This is a genomic window from Nesterenkonia alba DSM 19423 (assembly GCF_000421745.1).
GTDB classification, from domain to species: Bacteria; Actinomycetota; Actinomycetes; order Actinomycetales; family Micrococcaceae; genus Nesterenkonia; species Nesterenkonia alba.
Genome location: NZ_ATXP01000009.1, coordinates 1 through 17,876 on the forward strand (window position 1 = coordinate 1; position 17,876 = coordinate 17,876).

A 17,876-nucleotide genomic window follows, 5' to 3' on the forward strand; every position below is an offset into this window, starting at 1 on the left:
AGCTCCTTCAGCGCAGCTTTCTCAAGCTCTGCCTCGGCCAGCAGTCGTTTGAGCCGGTCATTCTGCTTCTGGAGCTCTTTGAGTCGCTTGGCGTCCTCGGCCTTGAGCCCGCCGTATTGGTTCTTCCACCGGTAGTAGGTGCCCTCAGTAACTCCGAGTTCCCGGGCAACCGCGGCGACATCATGGCCTTGGGCCAGCATCTTCTCAGCCTCACCGAGCTTGCGGATGATCTGCTCCGGGGAGTGCCGCTTCCTCTTCGCTGTCATGGTTACACCAGTCTTCCTCCCGCCAAGAGCGGGCGCCAGTGCAACTCACATAACTACTGGACCGAAATCAAGGGGTCACTCCACCCACATCGCCGTGAATATGTATCCCACTCATGGGGAGGGGCAAGACGTACCCAAGGGTATGCTCGATTACTTCTTCCCTGAAGCACCCCGACCCGGGCTGCCTTATGACGAGCTGCTCACCTTCGATGTGCGTCCTCTACGAGCCGCACTTCACGGAGGAACTGTTGACGAGATCACTGTCCGCCCGCTGCCCAAGCACCATTACCCCATCCGGCGGAGCTACTTTTTCCGTGAATCAGAACGCCCCGCGGAGCTGACGGAGGCCAAGCAAAAGAAGCTTCAGAAAATGGCCCGGAGGGGGCGCCTCTGCGGTTTTCTTGAAAAGATCGAAAACGGCATGCTCCTGATGATTAGCTCCGAGGACGAGCAGACAGTCGAAGAGTTTGCTGCCGCCGTTTCACGGGCACTCTCCCACAGCCTGCCGGAGAGCGAGCCCTGGCACGGCCCCGTCACCATGGGCTTCCGCATGCCCCAACTCCTGCCAGAAGAAGACCCGGCCGGGCTCTAAACCGGAGAGACCGAGACCATGTGCGCCTTGTGCTTCTTCGACCCAACGCCTGTCAAGGCAGTCGAGGCAAGAAGAGCGGAAGCCTCCGCCGCTCCTGCAGACGTCATGCTGAGGCTCTCCTCAGCGGGAACATCTTCCAGGGCGAGATCGCAGCCAAGAGCTGCTGCTGCAGTGGATACGTTCTCATAGAACTCTTCCGGCACAATCAGTCCTGAGCACTCCAGTCGCACCATGTCGACGCTCTGAAGAGCAGGGAGGCTGATTCCCTCCTCTTCAGCATGATGCTCCACCACGGCACGCACGGCATACTGGTGAGAGGCAGTTTCTTCTTTTCCATAGACGCGCAGACTCGGCGCCGGGTTCACCTGCACGACCTGGATGTCGTTCTTGGTTGCCGAAGGATTCTGCACGTCCAGCTCCATGAGAACCTCCCCGAGTTCTATCCCCGGCACGGCGCGCAGAGCCTGCTGCGCCAATCTGAGGAGCCCCGGAGAGATGTCCTCATCCCTCAGAAGAGCGGGAGCAGCGTCCGGCTGCTGTGCCATGACGAGTAGCGGCCGATCCTCCAGAAGCAAGAAGCGCATCGTGCCGCCTGTCAACTTCTTGCGGATGATCGTCTTATGCGGCTTTGGGCCAGCCTGGATGCGTTCCATGGCACTTCGCAGCTGATCTTGTGATTCCACCGCCCAAAAACGTTCCCCCTTCTCAGTGGTGACAACCACGGGGTAGCCGGCTTCTTCAGCGAAACGGCCAGCCGTCTTGGCAGCGGTAGCCTTAAACGCTCTCCACAGGGGAACGGGCAGGCCTGCCTCCTCCAGGAGCGGCCAAGCACTGGTGACCCTGCGGCTCATCGCCATCCCTCCGAAAGAGGTGGTCGAGGCTGAGCTCATCCCCAGAAACGCCATACCCTTCCCAGCCTCGGAATTGGTGAACGCGACTCCGCCCGGAAGTAGGTGGACGTTCATTCCTCTATCCAAAAGGTGGCAGACGATGAGCCAGCGATCATAGTCTGCGGCACTGAGCTCCCGGGCGCGTGCCTCGAACTCCGCCATCGTGGATCCGCTCATGGGGTCTTCTCCTTCCCCGCAGTCCCGATGGTGAAACGGCTGTACTTGCCCGTCTCGACCTGCTCAGCACGGATGCTGCGCACTCGTGCTCCGTCCCCTCCCTGCTGCGCTGAAGAGATCAGTACGCTCACCATATGAGGTGTGCCGCACCATACGCCGCGGACAAGTGTCCTGCTCATCATCGCAGTTGTCCCGGTGACTCCAAGTTTCTCCGCTCGCTCAGACAGAGCAGACAGAAAGGCATCATCCTTAAACCGCCCCCGAATCTGCACGTCGACAGCGACTTCGGATACCTCCTCGCCCAACTGAACGCCCTCTTTCGCCGCAGAGCGTGTCAGCAGCTCCTTGGTCACGGGACGGGGCTCTCCAGCAAGCGGGTACTCATGCGTATCTGCTCCCGGCACCGAGTTCACTTCGCAGATCGCTGCGCGCTGGTCGTCCAGTGGACGCCCCGGATCCTCAATCAAGAAATCAACGCCCCCGAAGGTCATTCCGGGAATCGCACGCACGGCACGGACAGACGCTTCCATGAAGGACGGATGAATCTTGTCCATCACCTGCGTGTGCTCCCCACCCTGGTGAGTGTTCGATCCATACGTAATCAGAATCTCCTCACCCGCCGCAGGCACGCTGAACAGAGAGTGGCCTTGGGAGGCCACAAGCCGTTCCATGACCTCATCCACGTGCAGAGGACGGGAGAGCAAATGCGGGTTCATCCGTCTCTGCTGCTGCTTCTCGTCAATGAGCGCAGAGACAGATCTCATCCCGTCTCCGATAATGCGGCCTCGACGCTTGTAGAGAACTGATATGACGTCACCGTCCATGACCACAAATCGGTAAGCCTCGCCACGGATCTGCTCCTCGACTACGACATCGCCCTTGGCGTAGGCGGTCCTCTTGAGGTTCTCGAAGGCCCAGGCGATATCTTCCGAGGACATGATGTCCGTGACGACCCCTTTGCCTTCCATGCCCTCCAATGGCTTGACGACCACAGGAAAGCCGAGCTGCGATGCATATCTCTGCGCCTGCTCCACATCTGCTGGAGTGAAACGCCTTCCCTGCGGGACCGGTACACCTGCTCTCTGGAGGACGAGTCGAGTGGAATGCTTGTTGCGTGTGATAGGTGCCGCTGGTCGCTGGGCTAGCGCCGAAGCTGTTCGCGAGAACGGAACCGAACGGCCGTGCTGGTCCCACGCGATGAAATCCCAGGGTCCTACACGCAGAGTGCTCAGGCCTCGGGCAAGGGCGTCACGCTCCAACAGAATTGTACTGAGGGGACGCCGACCGAAATGCTGCAGATGCTCAGCGATAGGGTACGTATTAGTTTCCACAGCGTGTCTCCACTGCCATGGCCGGGGCTGAGAGCAGATTGCTCTCGGCGGCTAGTTCGTTCAGCAGGGCTACCAATCTCGGGGCCCCCTCCATCCTTCCCATGAGAATACCGCTGACAGAATCCTCCTCTGTGATCTGGAGTGCGACAGGCAACTTCTCTGAGATCTCCTCAAGCGTACGTGCGTCCTCGCTTACCTTTGAAAGGCCTTCCCAGCGGAAGACCACTGTGACGTCGTTTTCCTCGGGCGAAGTCTCCCCCGCATCCGGAACGCCCTCTTTCAGAAGGAGACCGGCCAGGTAGTCCGGATCTGCGTTCGTGGTCCAGCACTGCGCTTGAAGCCACGGCCGCTCGGAGACTTCGATGACCACCGGCTGCTGGGCATCGAGCCCCGCGGAGAAATCAGCTGTCCTGACGTCCAGTGCCATCGCAGCCAGTCCAGGAAGCGCTTGGGCCACCCGCTGAGCAAAAGCCAGGAAGTCTGGATGCAGTTCCTCCAGAATCTCCCGGGCTGCGGCAGCCGCACCCCAGGGCCCTTCCGGGAGGTGGAGGCAAGAGACTACTTCTCCTCTTACCAAAAGGAATCTCACATATTCTCCCGGCACTGTCTCCTCCACGACGTAGCGGTAGGTCCCTCTGGTCCGCTCGCTCTCCGCCGATCGTGGTGTAAGGATCTGGGTGAAGGCGTAGGAGGAGGTCGTGAAGTCAGGACGGCGCGTGGGCACAATATCTAAGTAGTCCAGCACTGCATCCAATGAGGCTTCGTTCTGCACGTCATCGAAGACTTCCACTGTCGACTCGCCGATCATCGGCTTCACTCTCACCGGGTAGCCGAGCTCTGCTGCAAATTCCTTGGCGAACGGCCGGCCTCGCTTCAGAGAGAACGTCCGTCCTGCCGGAACAGGAATCCCGGCCTCCGCGAGCAAATCCCGGGTCATCCGCTTGTCCTGGAGGAGAGTCGCGGCTGAGAGCCACGTAGTGTTCGGGACTCCGTGGGCAAAAGCGCCTCCCGAGCTGGGGTCCCTGCCCTCGTATACCATCAGGGCCTGGCCGGGGAACAACAGAGTGTTCAGCCTGCGGCGCAGTGCCGCTGCATGAACGAGCCAACCATCTGCCAGCTCTGCCGGGCACTTGTCCAGAGGGGTGGGCACTCCTGTCTCCACCGCCCGAAGGGGTGCTGGTCTCATCACCTCAACGCCGTTCAGCATCATTATCTCCTGCCTCTTCGACCCTGTCGTCGAGCTCCTCCGGTGTTAAGCCTCTGCCTTCGGCGAAGGAGACGTCCTCCCTCAGCGTGTCCTTCGCCTCTTCTGGAGCGGGCTCCCGGGGACCTTCGATGTCGAAGTCGTCCTCGTCGTGCCCTGTGCCAGGCTCCCCTGCGCCGGTCCCCTCTCGATCCTCATCCTCATCGAGAACCACGAAGTCCTGACTATGGAGAGTGTCCGCAAGGTGGGTGGAAAGAACCGATTCAGGTGCCGCCTTAGGAGGGCCGAGCACTGCGAGCATCACCATGGCAGTGACCGCGGCTGTCGGGCCGGCGATCACAGCCTCGGCTTCCCTCTCTCCGGTGCTGCGGATCCACCCGGTCAACCCCGAACGCTCCGCTCTGCGTCCGAACCACCGACGATAGCCCACTCCGGTGATGCCTCCCCGGATACGCAGATGGAGGGTGAGTTCATCGGCACGCTCCGACCAGATCTCCAAGCCGAACTCCTCGGCACATTTCAGCACGAACTGTTCGGAGAGCCGTCGCGGGGTGCCATACATCGGATATTCCGCGACGGGCAGCGCAGCCATAGCGTTAAGCTCGCAAATGGCTGCGTCCTGCTCATCCAACGGCTTGGTGTGATCTTCTAGGAGGAAGTCAACACCGCAGTAGCCCATACCCGGGACAGCTTGAACGGCTCGGACGCAGGCTTCCTTGATGCTCGGGTGCAGCTCATCGAGCAGCTCCACGGAGTCGCCACCCTGCGTCAGGTTGTTCGTGCTAAGCAAGTAGACCCTTTGCCCCTTGGGGACGACGCTGCTGATGCTGAGCCCTTGTTTCTCCAGCTCGTATTGGACAGCAGGAGTCCATTTGATCTTGAGCGGGCCCAAGTGTGAGTTCTCACGGCGGGCCATGTTCTTGTCAATGATCAGCTGCGCAACAGTCTGCTCACCATCCCCAGTGATGTTCGCGGGAATCCGCTCCACTGCTGCGGCGACCTCATCGCCGATAACCATGATCCGATAGTCACCGCCGTTGATGTGCTTCTCGACAATGAACTCGTTATTTCCGTGGGTAGTGCCGGCGAAAAGCTCGAGCGCGCGGACCAGCTCCTGCTCGGAACGGATGTTTGCCATGACACCGACGCCCATGGACCCCTCTGCTGGTTTTAACACCACGGGATAGCCGATACGGGCGGCGTACTGTAATGCCAGCTGCTGATCACCGCCGTGGAAAGTGCGCCCCTCAGGTACTGGCACACCAGCGCGCTTAAGAAGAATACGAGTCGCTTCCTTGTGCCGTGCCACAGAAGAGGCAACGACACCCGAGAGGGGCCAACGCGTAGTGCGGAATGGGAGCTGATGTCCCTCATTGTCCGAGACAACAATGCTTGATTTGGTGAAGCGCCAGCTGTTGAGTCCTCTTGCCAGCGCCTCCCGCTCCACAATATGGCCGTGAACCGCATACGAGCCGATCGGAGCGATGTACTCCACGTCGTCGTATGTATTCGGCAGGCTCGCACCAAGCTGCGCAGTGGCTGCCGGGCGAGGATGCCGCACCCTGGCACGAGCTCGTGAGATCAGCGCCTCGTAGTCGGGCACGAGCCCTGTTCCGCGTCTCAAGAAAGGGGAGCGCAGACGAGTAGAGGCGCGGCGAGAAACCCTGAAGTGCTTGTCCACTTCGGCGGAGGCTATCCCCCAAGCCAGGCCAGGAAGAACCTTGGCCAGGTCCCGATGAAGGATCTGGGTAACACGTGAGGCCCCAGGCGGCTGAGTCAGCAGCAGTTTGGTGTCCGGCAGGGCTTCAGTAATCTCGTAAGCCGTCTCAATGGTCCTCAGAATGCCACCGAGTTGCGCGGGCCTCAGGTTCACAACACGGAGGGCTTCGCCTGAACCGACCAGCAGTTCCGAGGTCTCGTACGGACCGGCACTGCGACTAAGGATCTGGATGTCCGTGCCCTCTCCCAAGGAGTCTGCGAACCCCTGCAGTGAGGGTGCATGTACGATCGCTCCCTCTCCGACTGGATTCTGAATAATGATGGTCTGCGGCAGGCGTCCGGCTGCAGACTCGGAGTGGAGACGACGGATGGCCTCCTGCGCAGTCTCCACGTCATAGCGTGCGCGGAAGTTGATCCACAGCGGGGCAGAGTCCAGGCCGCTGCGGACCCGACGGCGGGTCTCTGCGACATGAAGAATATGAGTGAGATCCTCTTCAACCCCCTCTCCGCCGACCAGACGCACCAAACCGCGATGAGTGCGGGGAAGCTTCTTAAAGAACCCCTCAACGTCCTCAGCCTCTCGGGAACGCAGCACCCGGGGGGCCGAGGATGAGCGGACCCGACGACGACCTAGCAGGTCGGCGAGTGTCACGTTCTTCGCCTTTGCAGCGAGGTCGAGCAAGGCCGCTTCAATCCCCATGATCGTGGCCCGGTTACGGAAAAGGACGCTCTCCTCATCCGACCCTGCCGCTTCCTCCATAGAGGTCACTCTGCTGCGGATTGTGCTCACAACGTCGGCAAGCTCCAGTTGCTGCCCGAGGAGGCTACCGAGCATGCCGTCAAGAAACGGCCAGGACCTTTCGTGCAGATCCCCGGTCTGATTGGGCCGAGGCTGCGCTTCTCCGAGCCCAATGATGGTCTCACCCTCAGACGTAACTGCCTGCAACGTGATGAGGTAGTTGAAGGGCGCTACCGTCCTCTGAGCTTCCTCTGCCGTGAGGTCCATCGGAACCCGGTATGCAATGGCTTCTGCTTCGATAATGGACAGGTAGGCAGGCCGCCTGCCCGGCACAGGGATGGAAAGTCTCATACTGTTTCCTTCGTGGACTCGCCCTCATGGATACCACGGAGCCGCTGGGACACTACCCGAGTGGACCCGTCTTGGCGCATGGACACCCCGTAGAGCGCGTCGGCAATCTCCATGGTGCGCTTCTGGTGGGTGATGACGATCAGCTGCGAACTCTCCCGCAGTTCCTCGAAAATCACCAACAGCCGGGAAAGGTTTGTGTCATCGAGGGCGGCCTCGACCTCATCCATCACGTAGAACGGGCTGGGACGCGCCTTGAAGATCGCCACCAGCAGCGCCACGGCGGTCAGTGACCGTTCCCCACCGGAGAGCAACGACAACCGGCGGATGCGTTTGCCCGGTGGACGGGCGTGCACCTCAATCCCTGTGGTCAGCAGATCTTCCGGGTTCGTCAGCTCCAACCGACCCTCGCCCCCGGGGAACAACCGAGAGAAAACCCGCTCAAACTGTTCCTTGGTGTCCTCCCACGCGGCGGCGAAGACTCGCTCCACCTCGGCGTCGACCTCCCGGATGATCGCCAGTAAGTCCTGCCGGGACTGTTTCAAATCCGCCAGCTGCTGTTGCAAGTACTGGTGGCGCTCCTCCAGGGCCGCATGCTCTTCCAAGGCCAGGGGGTTCACCTTCCCCAGTGCCTTGAGGTCTTTTCTCGCCCGGGCCAGCCGTGCTTCCTGCTCCGCACGGTTGTATGGCCGCGTGGGAACTTCCCCCTCAGCCTCCTCGCCCTCGCCGGGCGCTTCGGCATCCGGGTCCGGTACCGGCTGGTCCGGACCGTAGTGCTCAATCAGGTATTCCGCACTCAGGCTCAGTTCCTCCTGGGCCCGCGACTCCGCGGCCTCCAGTGCCAGACGCAGCTCGGTCTGCTTCACCTCAGCGGCATGCAAACGCGCCGTCACCGCCTCCAACTGCTGGGCGGTCTCCGCACGAACGCCCCGCAACTGCTCAGCCCGCTGGCTCAGCTCCCGGTGTTCGGCCCGAGCGTGCTGAGTGGCCACCTCCGCTTCGCTCAGCTGCTGAGAAACCTGCGCGACAGCAGCCTCAGCCTCAGCCCCGATCTGCTCAGCCCGCTGAGCTCGTTCGGCGCGTGCCCGGGCGGCACGGGCCTCCTGCTCCCTGCGGTGTTCCTCCGCCTGGGCGGAACGCCGCAGGGAGGCAGCCCGTTCGCTCAGCTGCTTGTGCTGCTCCTCTGCGGCTCGCAACGCTAAGCGGGCATCGACTTCCTCACGACGACGCCGCGAAGCCTCCTCCGCCAAACGGTCACGTTCTGCAGTGGACGGGTCTTCAACGACGTCGTCAGACTCAGCAGCCTGCAACCGCGCTTCAAGTTCAGATTTCTGAGCCTGCAATTCCCTACTGGCCGCTTCGGCGTCGTCGATCTCCTGCTGCGAGGTCTCAATGCGTTCTTCAGCGCGCTCAACCTCCGTGGTGAGCCGCTGCAGTTGCTCCGCGGTGGAGGCAATCGCCGCCTCCCGAGCCTGGTGGGCCTCCCTGGCCTCAGCGGTCCGGGCCTCGGCCTCCTTCAGCGCAGCCGCGCTGTCCTCTGCCTCAGCCTGCGCCTGCTCCAGCTGCCGTTGAGTCTGCTCAATCTGAGTGCGCAAAGCCTCGATCTGCTCGGCCAAGGAGTCCCCCGCCTGGGAGGAAACCCCGCTGCGGATCCGTTCTCCGTCCTTGATGACGGCTTCACCGACCGCCAGAGCTGCTGCAGCCTCGCCGCGAGAGACCAGCTCCTCACCGAACGAGGACTCCCCCACCAGCACCGCCTCAGCCAGAACCTCCCGCAAGCGCTGCTGCACAGCGGCCTGGGCCTGCACCACATCCAGACGGAACGCCGCGCCGGGGTCATCCAGTGCCACGGCCTCATCAGCGGCCGCCACAGCCGCCTCCAGTCCGGAGAGCCGGGCGCGCTGCTCGGAGACCAGGATCTCCAAGTCCCGAGCCCGTACCGTGCGCTGTTGGTGCTGTTCGGCACAGTGCTGCTGGGTTTCACGCGCCTGTTCGAACTGCTCGGCGAGTTCAGCCACACCAGCGCTGAACTCCGCACTGCGTTGGCGCAGTTCTTCTAAATCCGCAGCCGAGGACTCCAGGGCGGCCTGATCGGCCTGCCGTTGCTGCTCGGCGCGGGTTCGCCGTTGCTGGGCGGCCTCAATGCGTCCCTGGACCGTCTCCACCCGTCCGCGCAGTGTGGCCAGCCCGGCACGCTTATCTGCAGCGGCCCGCAACTGCTCAGTGATCCGGTTCTCCTCCTGAGCCAGAGCCCTTTCGGCCTCAGCACGCACCTGCCCAGCGGTCTCCAGCTCCGCACGGGCGGCGTCTACCTGCTGGTGGACCTCCCCGGCTTCGGTGAGCACTTCCTCGGCTTGAGCACGCAACCGCTCGGGGTCCCGGCCGGAGTCTGTGCGCACCGGTACCGCGGTGAGGCTCCGGGCCCGTTCAGCGGCCAATTGGGCCACCGAACGCAACCGTTCCTGCACCTGAGCCAGCCGGTGGTGCCCCGAGCCCAGGGCCTCCGCCCGGGAGCGGGCGGCCTCTGCTGCACCGGCCAGTTCGGCGATCTGGGCGTCGATGGTTTCCACTTGGTGTTTCAGCTGCTCGGCGGCTTGAACATCGGAGGCTTCCCCCTGGCTGGATTCCGCCAGGGCCGTGGCTGCCTGCACCAGGTCATCGGCGATGATCCGCGAGAGCGCATCACGTACATCGTGCTGAATCCGCTGGGCCCGACGAGCCACTTTCGCCTGCCGCCCCAGCGGTGCCAACTGCCGGGAGGTCTCGGTGACCAGGTCCTCGAGCCGCTGCAGGTTCCCCTGCATGTTCTCCAACTTACGCACGGTGCGTTCCCGGCGTCGTCGGTGTTTAAGGACTCCGGCTGCCTCCTCGATGAAACCGCGCCGCTGTTCCGGAGTCGCCTGCAGAATCTGGTCTAGCTGCCCCTGGCCCACAATGACGTGCATCTCTCGACCCAGCCCGGAGTCTGAGAGCAGCTCCTGGATATCCAGCAGCCGGCAAGGACTGCCGTTGATGGTGTACTCACTGCCGCCGGTGCGGAACATCGTCCGCGAAATCGTCACCTCAGAGTATTCGATGGGCAGGGCACCGTCGGTGTTATCGATCGTCAGGCTCACTGATGCTCGCCCCAGCGCCTGGCGCTCCGCGGTCCCGGCGAAGATCACATCCTCCATGGACCCGCCGCGCAGCGACTTGGCCCCCTGCTCCCCCATCACCCAGGCCAGGGCGTCGACCACATTGGATTTACCCGACCCATTGGGCCCGACGACGGCAGTCACCCCGGGCTCGAACTGGAACGTCGTAGCCGAGGCGAAAGACTTAAATCCGCGGATCGTCAGGGTTTTCAGGTGCATGATTCCCCCTATTGTGCCTGATGCGGCTACTATCACCTGGGCGACGGCCCCATGAGGAAAGGACTTCCCCTTGGCCCATCCCTCCGGCGCACACCCTCCGGCAGAGAACTCCTCGGCTACGGATGCTCCTGCGGCTGTGCTGCCGGAATTCACCCCAGCGCCAGAGGGCCCCACAGCCATTCACTTACAGATTTCCGAATGGCTCAGTGACCTCATCGAGTCTGGACAGCTTGCCGAAGGCACCCGCCTTCCCACGGAGCGGGACTTCTCACGTCGGTTGGGAGTCAGTCGCATGACCCTGCGCCAGGCATTGCAGACACTGGAACTGCGCGGACTCATCCGCCGCACCCATGGTCGCAAGGGAGGGTCTTTTGTCACCTCCCCGGCCATCAAAGTAGACCTGGCCACTCTTCCGGGCCTGGCATTCCAGATCCAGGAATCCCGGCAGCGGCCAGGATCCATCGTCCGGCAGGCACGGCTCCAGCAGGCCAGTGCCGCCACCGCAAGTGCCCTGAATCTTCACCCCGGTGATGAGGTGTACTTCATCGACCGTATCCGGTTGGCTGATGGCTCTCCCATCGCCCGGGAGCGCTCCTATTTCCCCGCCGCGCTGCTCCCCGACTTCTTAGACCAAGACCTGGAGGGCTCCCTGTACAGCCTGTTGCGCCGCTACGGTCACGGCCCGACCCACGCCGATGAACAACTCAGCGCGGTCCTGGCCGGTGATGATGGCAGCAGCTTGGAGATCGCCCCGGATCGTCCGGTGCTGCTGCGTGTACGGCATGCCCACACCGCTGAAGGCATCCCCATCGAGTACTCCAGGGATGTTTTCCGCACCGACCGGGTTCAGGTGACCTCCACCAGTCGCATCGGCTGAGCCGTAACTCTGCCGTGAACACCCACACCATCTTTTGGTCTAGATCATTATTCATCCGGCATTCATGAACGAGTCATGAACCGTTCACCGCGGCGTCAACCTTCGGCACAAAGATCAGGGACCGACAGGCCGACCGCCTGCCTCACCGCCTTGATCCTGAGGAGCTTCAGTGAACGCACCCCTTCCATCCGCTGTGTCTGGCACCGCCGGGCTCCGCCTGCTCGCCGCCGGTTCGCTGGCTGCACTGTTGGCCCTGACCGCCTGCGCCGACAACCTCTCTGAAAATGAGGCCTCCGCCGAGACCAACGGTGCCGCGGAAAACGACAACGACGACGCCGGCACCACCGAAGACGACCGAACGATCGGTGAATCCATCGACGAACTGCATCAGCTGGCTCAGGAGGAAGGCACCGTCCACCTCATCGCCTACCCAGAGACCTGGGCGAACTACGCCAAGCATTTCGACGAGTTCGAAGCAGCCTTCCCCGGGGTGGAGATCGAAGTCTCCAGCCCTAACGCCTCCTCGGCCGAGGAGCTGGAGGCGGTCCGCACCCTCCGCGGACAGTCCACTCAGCCAGATGTTCTCGACATCGGGTTCTCATTCACTGAACCCGCCAAGGACGAGGACTTACTGGATCACTACGTACCCACTGTGGCCGATGAAGTTCCCGCCGATCTCATCGACGAGGACGGCTACTGGGTCGGCGCCTACTACGGGGTGCTCTCCATTGGAGTCGACGCCGACGCCGTCGAAGTCCCCACCAGCTTCGCGAACCTGACCGATGAGCAGTACTGCGGCCAGATCACCGTAGGTGACCCCCGTGAAGGGGCTTCGGTCTTCGCTGCGGTCTTCGCCGCCTCCTTGGCTCATGGTGGCAGTCTCGATGACATCCAGCCGGGGATCGACTTCTTCGCCGAACTCGCTGAAAACGACTGCCTGGTCGAGAGCACCTCGGTAGCCTCAGCCCTGGAAACTGGAGAAGCTGCGGTGACTTTTGACTGGAACTACAACTACACCGGTATTGAGGACCAGTTGGCTGACGCCGGTGTGAACATGGAAGTGGTCACCCCCGAAGACGGCGTCTTCGGTAACTTCTACGCTCAGCCGGTCACCGTGGAGAGCCCGCAACCTAACGCCGGGCGGCTGTGGATCGAATGGCTGCTCTCCGATGAGGGCGCCAACGTCTACGCCGAGGCCGGTGCTGTTCCTGCCCGGTATCAGGCCATGGTTGATGCGGGCACCCTCACCCCCGAGGCTGAGGCCGGGCTGCCACCGGCGGAGATCCTGGAGTCCATCGCCTTCCCCTCCATGGAACAAGGCGACACAGCCAGCGACGTCGTCGTGGAGAACTGGGGACCCCAGGTCGCCAACCGCTGACCTTCGCTTCCGATGACTGAAACCCGCCATGCGCGCCGGCGCTCAGAGCTACTCCCGGCTCTGGGCGCCGCGCCCTACTTTGTCTTCGTCGGCGTCTTCCTGCTGCTGCCCATCGCGGTCAACCTGCTCACCAGTGTGCGCACCCCTGACGGGGTCTTCACCCTTGAGCCACTGTTGCGTTTGGGTGAGGAGCAGTACCGAAGCGCTTTCTGGAACTCCACCCAGCTCTCGGTCGTTACCACAGTGATCGGCGGCGCCCTGGGTCTGCTGCTGGCCTGGGCACTGGCCACCACCCAGCGGCCCGCGTGGTTGCGCGACGGGGTTTTGTCCTTCACCACCGTGGCGTCACAATCCGGCGGAATCCCCCTGGCCTTTGCTTTCGTCGCCCTCCTCGGCACCCAGGGGCTACTCACCACCGCCATTGCTGAGCTCACCGGCTGGAACCTGGCTGAGACCTTCCGCCTGTCATCATTCACCGGACTGACCGTGGTCTACCTCTACTTTCAGATTCCGCTGATGGCCGTGCTGATGCTGCCCGCCCTCAGCGGGCTGCGGACCGAATGGCAAGAGGCCGCGGCAAGTCTGGGGGCCGGCCGGGCCCGTTACCTGAAGGATATTGCTCTGCCGATTCTCACCCCGGCGACGGCGGGAGCGCTGCTGCTGCTCTTCGCCAACGCCTTCAGCGCCTACGCCACCGCCTATGCGCTGGCCGGCGGCGGCGCCAACCTGGTGCCGATTCTGGTGGGCTTCTTCGTCTCCGGCAACGTGATGATGGATTACAGCTTCGGTGCGGCGCTGTCCACCGGAATGATCGCGGTCATCACGGTGGCCATGGTGCTGCGCTGGCTGTTGACCCGACGAACCACCCGGTGGATGCAATGAACCGTACCTCCACCATTCTGCGCATCGCCGTACTCCTCGGGGCCGTGAGCTTCTTCGCCTTGCCCTTCCTCGCCTCGGCCTACTTCGGTTTCACTCTCCCCGGCAGAGGGTTCACCTTTGAACCGCTGATGCGCCTGGCTACGGGCCGCTCGGCGTTCTGGGATCAGCTGGGCCGGACACTGCTTCTAGCCCTCTGTACCGCCGTCGTCGGCTCCGCACTGCTGACCAGCACCCTGCTGTGGCTACATCTGCGGGCCCGAAAACTGCTGCCGATTGCCGAAGGGCTCTCCGTGCTGCCATTCGTAGTCCCACCGGTGGCTCTGGTCATGGGCGCGAACCTCTTCTTCCGCAGCATCTATCCCGGCTTCCTCACCCACCTGCTCTCCTTGGTTCCCTTCTACGTCATCATCACCATGCCGTTGATGTACCGGGCCTTGGACTCCGGCATGCTCGCCCTTGATCTGCGGACCCTGGTCGACGCCGGCAAAAGCCTGGGGGCACGGCGGCTGCGCATCCTGATTCAGATTCTGCTGCCGAACTTGGCTCCGGCGATGATCGCATCCTCGCTGATCTGTGTAGCCATGGTTCTCGGGGAGTTCGTCATGGCCTCCCTGCTGCTGCACAACACCTTCCCCGTCTTCCTGGCCCAAGCCGGACAGGACAACCCGCGGGCGGCAGCCGCCCTGGCGTTCCTCACCATGGTGGGAACGTGGCTGCTTCTGGCCGCAGTGGCCCGCACCCTACACACCCCCAGGAGACCTCAATGAGTGAAGACGCCCACCTGCGTCTGGATGACGTCACCAAGGCATTCGCAGGACGCACCGTGCTGGAGAACATCGGACTGACACTGCCCGCTGGCGAACTGCTGACCCTGCTTGGCCCCTCAGGCTGCGGCAAAACCACCGCGCTGCGGATCATCGCCGGCTTTGAGCGCCCCGACACCGGTCAGGTCCGTCTCCACGGCCGGGACATCACCCGGGTCTCGGCACATCGACGCAATATGGGGGTGGTCTTCCAGGCCTACTCGCTCTTCCCCCATATGACCGCTCTGCAGAACATCGGCTACGGCCTTCGCCTCAGGGGTATCTCCAAGGCACGGCGCCTCCAGCGGGCCGGGGACCTCATCGACCTGATGGGGCTGACCGAACACGCGGAGAAATACCCTCATCAGCTCTCCGGCGGACAGAAGCAGCGCGTGGCACTGGCTCGATCCTTGGCCACTGAGCCGGAAGTCCTGCTGCTGGACGAACCGCTCTCGGCACTCGACGCCCAAGTCCGAGTCCAACTGCGCGGAGAAATCCGGCGGATCCAGCGGGAGTCCGCGGTGACCACGATCATGGTCACCCACGACCAGGAGGAAGCCCTGACGATCGCCGACCGCGTCGCGGTGATGCACGCCGGCACCATCCAACAGATCGGTCCCCCGGGAGAGCTCTACCGCAGCCCAGCCAATGACTTCGTCTCCGGGTTCCTTGGCGCGGTCAACCGAATCCGCACCACCGTTCACAACGGTTCCGTTCAGCTCTTCGGCCACACGATCCCTTCCCGGACACACCACGCTCCCGGCACCACGGTGTGGGCCCACGTCCGCCCCGAGGACATCACCCTCACCCCAGACCCGCAGGGAGACGGAGAAGTCGAGGCCATCATCCTGCGCGGGGCCACCACCAGCGTGGAAGTCCGGTGGCCTCATCTGTCCCAGCCGGTGCGCATTGATATCCCCACCCGGGAAGCTGTGCACTTTGACGCCGGAACAACGGTGACCTGCACGGTCGAAGCGCCCGAAGTGCTGACCGAACCACTGGCACCCTTGAAGGAGCACACCCGATGACCAGCACAAACCTTCTCTACATCGGCATCGACGGGCTCCGCATCCGCGATGCCCTCACCGAAGGCACCGTCCCGGCACTGAAGACATTCGTGGAGCACGCCGCCTACACAGAGATGACCATGGAAGTCCCCACCATTTCTGGACCCGGCTGGTCCTCTCTGCTCACCGGAGCCTCCCACCAGGAACACCGGGTGAAGGACAACTTCTTCCTCGGCCACCGGCTGCGGGATTTCTCCGATGTCCTCAGCTCCGGGGCCGCTGAAGACTCTGCGGCCTTCACCTTCGCAGCCACCGGATGGCCGCCACTGGCCGACCCTCAAGGACCCGGCCCAATCCTGCAACCCCGGGCAGCTGACCAGCGCGCCGGCCGCCACCATCTGGTGATCCGCGACGGCGAAACCTATGGGTACCGGTGGGCCGATGCAGAGATCACTGCCGCGACCTCCCTCATGCTCCGTGAACAGACAGCAGCCCCGATCCTCGCCTTCGTCTACCTCGGTGAGATCGATGAAGCCGGCCACCTCTACGGAGGCACCAGCGGGCAGTACCGGCAAGCCTGCGCTCGGGTGGATGCCCACCTGGCCGAACTGCTCAGCCGGATCGCTGAGCGGGTCCGCACAGGGAGTCAGACCTGGCATATCGCCATCACCACCGACCACGGACACACCGATGCCGGTGGACACGGCGGCGGCAGCGACCTCGAACGTCGCAGTTTCCTCGCATACGCACGCAGTGGTGGCCACCCGCGCAGCACCACGGAGGGGGCAGACCACCATCACCACATTCGGTCCACCTCAGGCTCGGCGGGGATACTCCCCGGTGCACCCCTGACCCCTCTGTCCATCCCCGATGGGCTGCGTCCCCGCGATGTTCCCCGCCTTCTCTTGGCGGACCTCACCCCCTGAATCCTCCGCAAACCCGCCGTTTCATGGCGTTGATTCGCTCGGTGGTGCCCCACAGGCGATACCATCCCCTCATGCCCACCGAAGAGGATTCCGACGCCGTCACGCCCTCGGTCCCCCCGCGCAGCTCCAAGCCACCGTTCCCCATCCGGGCGGCCAAGCGCACTCTGCGTAACCTCACCGACCCGCGGGGCATCCCGGAGCGGACCGCGAAGACCTACCGTTACCGGCGTCGCCAGTTCGGCGCCGCGCGCCGGTTCCTGCGCAAAGAGTTCCGCTGGGAGACCAACTGGTCCAACCGCAAACCCGAATGGTGGCGCAAAGGGTTCCTCTCCCGCTCTGTGACCCTGTACCAGCTGCCGGAGAACGACCCTTCCCTCTACATCAACGATGTCCAGCGGTACTTCCGCACCAAGCAGATGGTCAACCCTCACCTGCAGGAAGTGCTGAACAACAAGTTCTCCTTCTTCCTGCTCATCAATAACCTGGGGTTGGAGTCCGACGTCGTTGACCTCCTGGGTCTGCACACCCGCGGCTACGTCCACCCCTTCCCGCAGAACCGCCGCATCCCGCTGGAGGACTTCCTCACCGAAGCGCTCACCGAACGCGGGCATATCTTCGTCAAACCGCTGCACGGGGCCGAAGCCAACGGGGTGCGCTCCCTGAAGCTGACCGAGACCGGCTACCGGATGGACGGCGGGCCTTCCTCTGTGGAGGAGATCGCCACCTGGGTGCGTGAATTCCCTCGGCCGGTCCTTTTTGAAGCCGCCCTGACCCAGCACCCCGACCAGGCTGGGCTCAACCCCCACTCCACCAACACCATCCGCCTGCTGACCATGCCAGATGTCACCGGGGATCACTCCCCGTTCATCGCTCGGGCCTCCCAGCGGATCGGCACCGTGCGGTCCGGACATATCGACAACTGGACCAAAGGTGGGCTCAGCGCCAACGTGGACTTAGACACCGGGGTGCTCTCCGCTGCCGCCCAGCTGCCCGAAGACGACCAGCTGCACTGGTTCTCCACCCACCCGGATTCCGGAGCGCAGATCGAAGGCCACCAAGTGCCGTACTGGGAGGAGACCCAAAAACTCATCCTGGAGGCCGCCGACCGGCTGGCATTCATGGAGTACATCGGCTGGGACGTGGTCATCACCGCAACCGGTCCGGTCATCCTGGAGGCGAACATCAACTCCGGGATGAACGTGCTGCAAGTCCACGGCCCGCTGCTGGCCGACCCGCGGGCGGCCGCCTACTACCGGGCTCGCGGCGTCATCTAAGCCTGAAAGAGCCCCGCCAGATACAGCCAGGTACCTCCAGGTCGTCGCATGCTGAGGCGCCCCGCCAGCGCGCAGGGCACCGTCTCCCCGGTGACCTCGCTAGCTCGCAT

General features: G+C 63.2%; 14 protein-coding genes. 8 read left to right on the forward strand and 6 right to left on the reverse strand.

What is annotated here, in order from left to right; genetic code table 11:
- Positions 1-266 (reverse strand): IS3 family transposase (locus H578_RS0107725; protein ID WP_022873123.1); only part of this gene is annotated, 266 nt, incomplete at its 3' end.
- Between the two features lie 94 nt (positions 267-360).
- Between H578_RS0107725 and H578_RS0107730 the strand changes: the two genes are divergently transcribed.
- The gene (locus H578_RS0107730) at positions 361-858 is read left to right on the forward strand and encodes a hypothetical protein (protein ID WP_156837261.1); all 498 of its coding nucleotides are present in this window, start codon (positions 361-363) and stop codon (positions 856-858) included.
- On the opposite strand, the gene H578_RS0107735 is transcribed toward H578_RS0107730, so the two are convergent.
- Genes H578_RS0107735 through H578_RS0107755 form a run of 5 tightly spaced genes read right to left on the reverse strand, consistent with a single transcriptional unit; the run spans position 855 to position 10,619 of the window.
- A complete protein-coding gene (locus H578_RS0107735) occupies positions 855-1,910 on the reverse strand; it encodes a hypothetical protein (RefSeq protein WP_156837262.1) in 1,056 nt (351 codons plus the stop codon). The two genes, H578_RS0107730 and H578_RS0107735, sit on opposite strands and share 4 nt — an antisense overlap.
- Positions 1,911-1,921: 11 nt before the next feature.
- Positions 1,922-3,256, reverse strand: coding sequence for an ATP-binding protein (locus H578_RS0107740; protein WP_084710077.1), 1,335 nt, complete (start codon positions 3,254-3,256; stop codon positions 1,922-1,924).
- Entirely contained in the window at positions 3,246-4,466 is a 1,221-nt protein-coding gene (locus tag H578_RS0107745; RefSeq protein WP_156837263.1) for an ATP-grasp domain-containing protein, read from the reverse strand. The genes H578_RS0107740 and H578_RS0107745 overlap by 11 nt, the downstream gene beginning before the upstream one ends.
- Positions 4,447-7,269 carry an ATP-binding protein gene (locus H578_RS0107750; protein WP_022873128.1) on the reverse strand — a complete coding sequence of 941 codons (2,823 nt, stop codon included), beginning with the start codon at positions 7,267-7,269 and terminating at the stop codon, positions 4,447-4,449. The genes H578_RS0107745 and H578_RS0107750 overlap by 20 nt, the downstream gene beginning before the upstream one ends.
- Complete coding sequence (locus tag H578_RS0107755) at positions 7,266-10,619, reverse strand: chromosome segregation SMC family protein (protein ID WP_022873129.1); 3,354 nt, start codon at positions 10,617-10,619, stop codon at positions 7,266-7,268. Before H578_RS0107755 ends, H578_RS0107750 begins: the two co-directional genes overlap by 4 nt.
- Before the next feature lie 70 nt (positions 10,620-10,689).
- On the opposite strand from H578_RS0107755, the gene H578_RS14100 reads away from it, so the two are divergent.
- From H578_RS14100 to H578_RS0107790, 7 genes are all read left to right on the forward strand, one after another.
- Complete coding sequence (locus tag H578_RS14100; protein ID WP_022873130.1) at positions 10,690-11,496, forward strand: GntR family transcriptional regulator; 807 nt, start codon at positions 10,690-10,692, stop codon at positions 11,494-11,496.
- A 169-nt stretch (positions 11,497-11,665) separates the two neighbouring features.
- The gene (locus H578_RS0107765; RefSeq protein WP_028464067.1) at positions 11,666-12,874 is read left to right on the forward strand and encodes an ABC transporter substrate-binding protein; all 1,209 of its coding nucleotides are present in this window, start codon (positions 11,666-11,668) and stop codon (positions 12,872-12,874) included.
- Between the two features lie 12 nt (positions 12,875-12,886).
- Positions 12,887-13,756 carry an ABC transporter permease gene (locus tag H578_RS0107770; RefSeq protein WP_022873132.1) on the forward strand — a complete coding sequence of 290 codons (870 nt, stop codon included), beginning with the start codon at positions 12,887-12,889 and terminating at the stop codon, positions 13,754-13,756.
- Positions 13,753-14,523, forward strand: coding sequence for an ABC transporter permease (locus H578_RS14105; protein WP_022873133.1), 771 nt, complete (start codon positions 13,753-13,755; stop codon positions 14,521-14,523). The genes H578_RS0107770 and H578_RS14105 overlap by 4 nt, the downstream gene beginning before the upstream one ends.
- Entirely contained in the window at positions 14,520-15,587 is a 1,068-nt protein-coding gene (locus H578_RS0107780; protein WP_022873134.1) for an ABC transporter ATP-binding protein, read from the forward strand. The genes H578_RS14105 and H578_RS0107780 overlap by 4 nt, the downstream gene beginning before the upstream one ends.
- Entirely contained in the window at positions 15,584-16,492 is a 909-nt protein-coding gene (locus H578_RS14110) for an alkaline phosphatase family protein (protein WP_022873135.1), read from the forward strand. Before H578_RS0107780 ends, H578_RS14110 begins: the two co-directional genes overlap by 4 nt.
- Positions 16,493-16,563: 71 nt before the next feature.
- Positions 16,564-17,766 (forward strand): sugar-transfer associated ATP-grasp domain-containing protein, encoded by a 1,203-nt coding sequence (locus tag H578_RS0107790; RefSeq protein ID WP_022873136.1) that lies wholly within the window; start codon positions 16,564-16,566, stop codon positions 17,764-17,766.
- Positions 17,767-17,876 lie beyond the last annotated feature (110 nt).

Excerpts from the sequence above, each read along its gene's own strand:
- H578_RS0107735 (WP_156837262.1), bottom strand. The coding sequence starts at position 1,910 with ATGGCGGAGTTCGAGGCACGCGCCCGGGAGCTCAGTGCCGCAGACTAT.
- H578_RS0107745 (WP_156837263.1), bottom strand. The coding sequence starts at position 4,466 with ATGATGCTGAACGGCGTTGAGGTGATGAGACCAGCACCCCTTCGGGCG.
- H578_RS0107750 (WP_022873128.1), bottom strand. The coding sequence starts at position 7,269 with ATGAGACTTTCCATCCCTGTGCCGGGCAGGCGGCCTGCCTACCTGTCC.
- H578_RS0107755 (WP_022873129.1), bottom strand. The coding sequence starts at position 10,619 with ATGCACCTGAAAACCCTGACGATCCGCGGATTTAAGTCTTTCGCCTCG.
- H578_RS0107770 (WP_022873132.1), top strand. The coding sequence starts at position 12,887 with ATGACTGAAACCCGCCATGCGCGCCGGCGCTCAGAGCTACTCCCGGCT.
- H578_RS14105 (WP_022873133.1), top strand. The coding sequence starts at position 13,753 with ATGAACCGTACCTCCACCATTCTGCGCATCGCCGTACTCCTCGGGGCC.
- H578_RS0107780 (WP_022873134.1), top strand. The coding sequence starts at position 14,520 with ATGAGTGAAGACGCCCACCTGCGTCTGGATGACGTCACCAAGGCATTC.
- H578_RS14110 (WP_022873135.1), top strand. The coding sequence starts at position 15,584 with ATGACCAGCACAAACCTTCTCTACATCGGCATCGACGGGCTCCGCATC.
- H578_RS0107790 (WP_022873136.1), top strand. The coding sequence starts at position 16,564 with ATGCCCACCGAAGAGGATTCCGACGCCGTCACGCCCTCGGTCCCCCCG.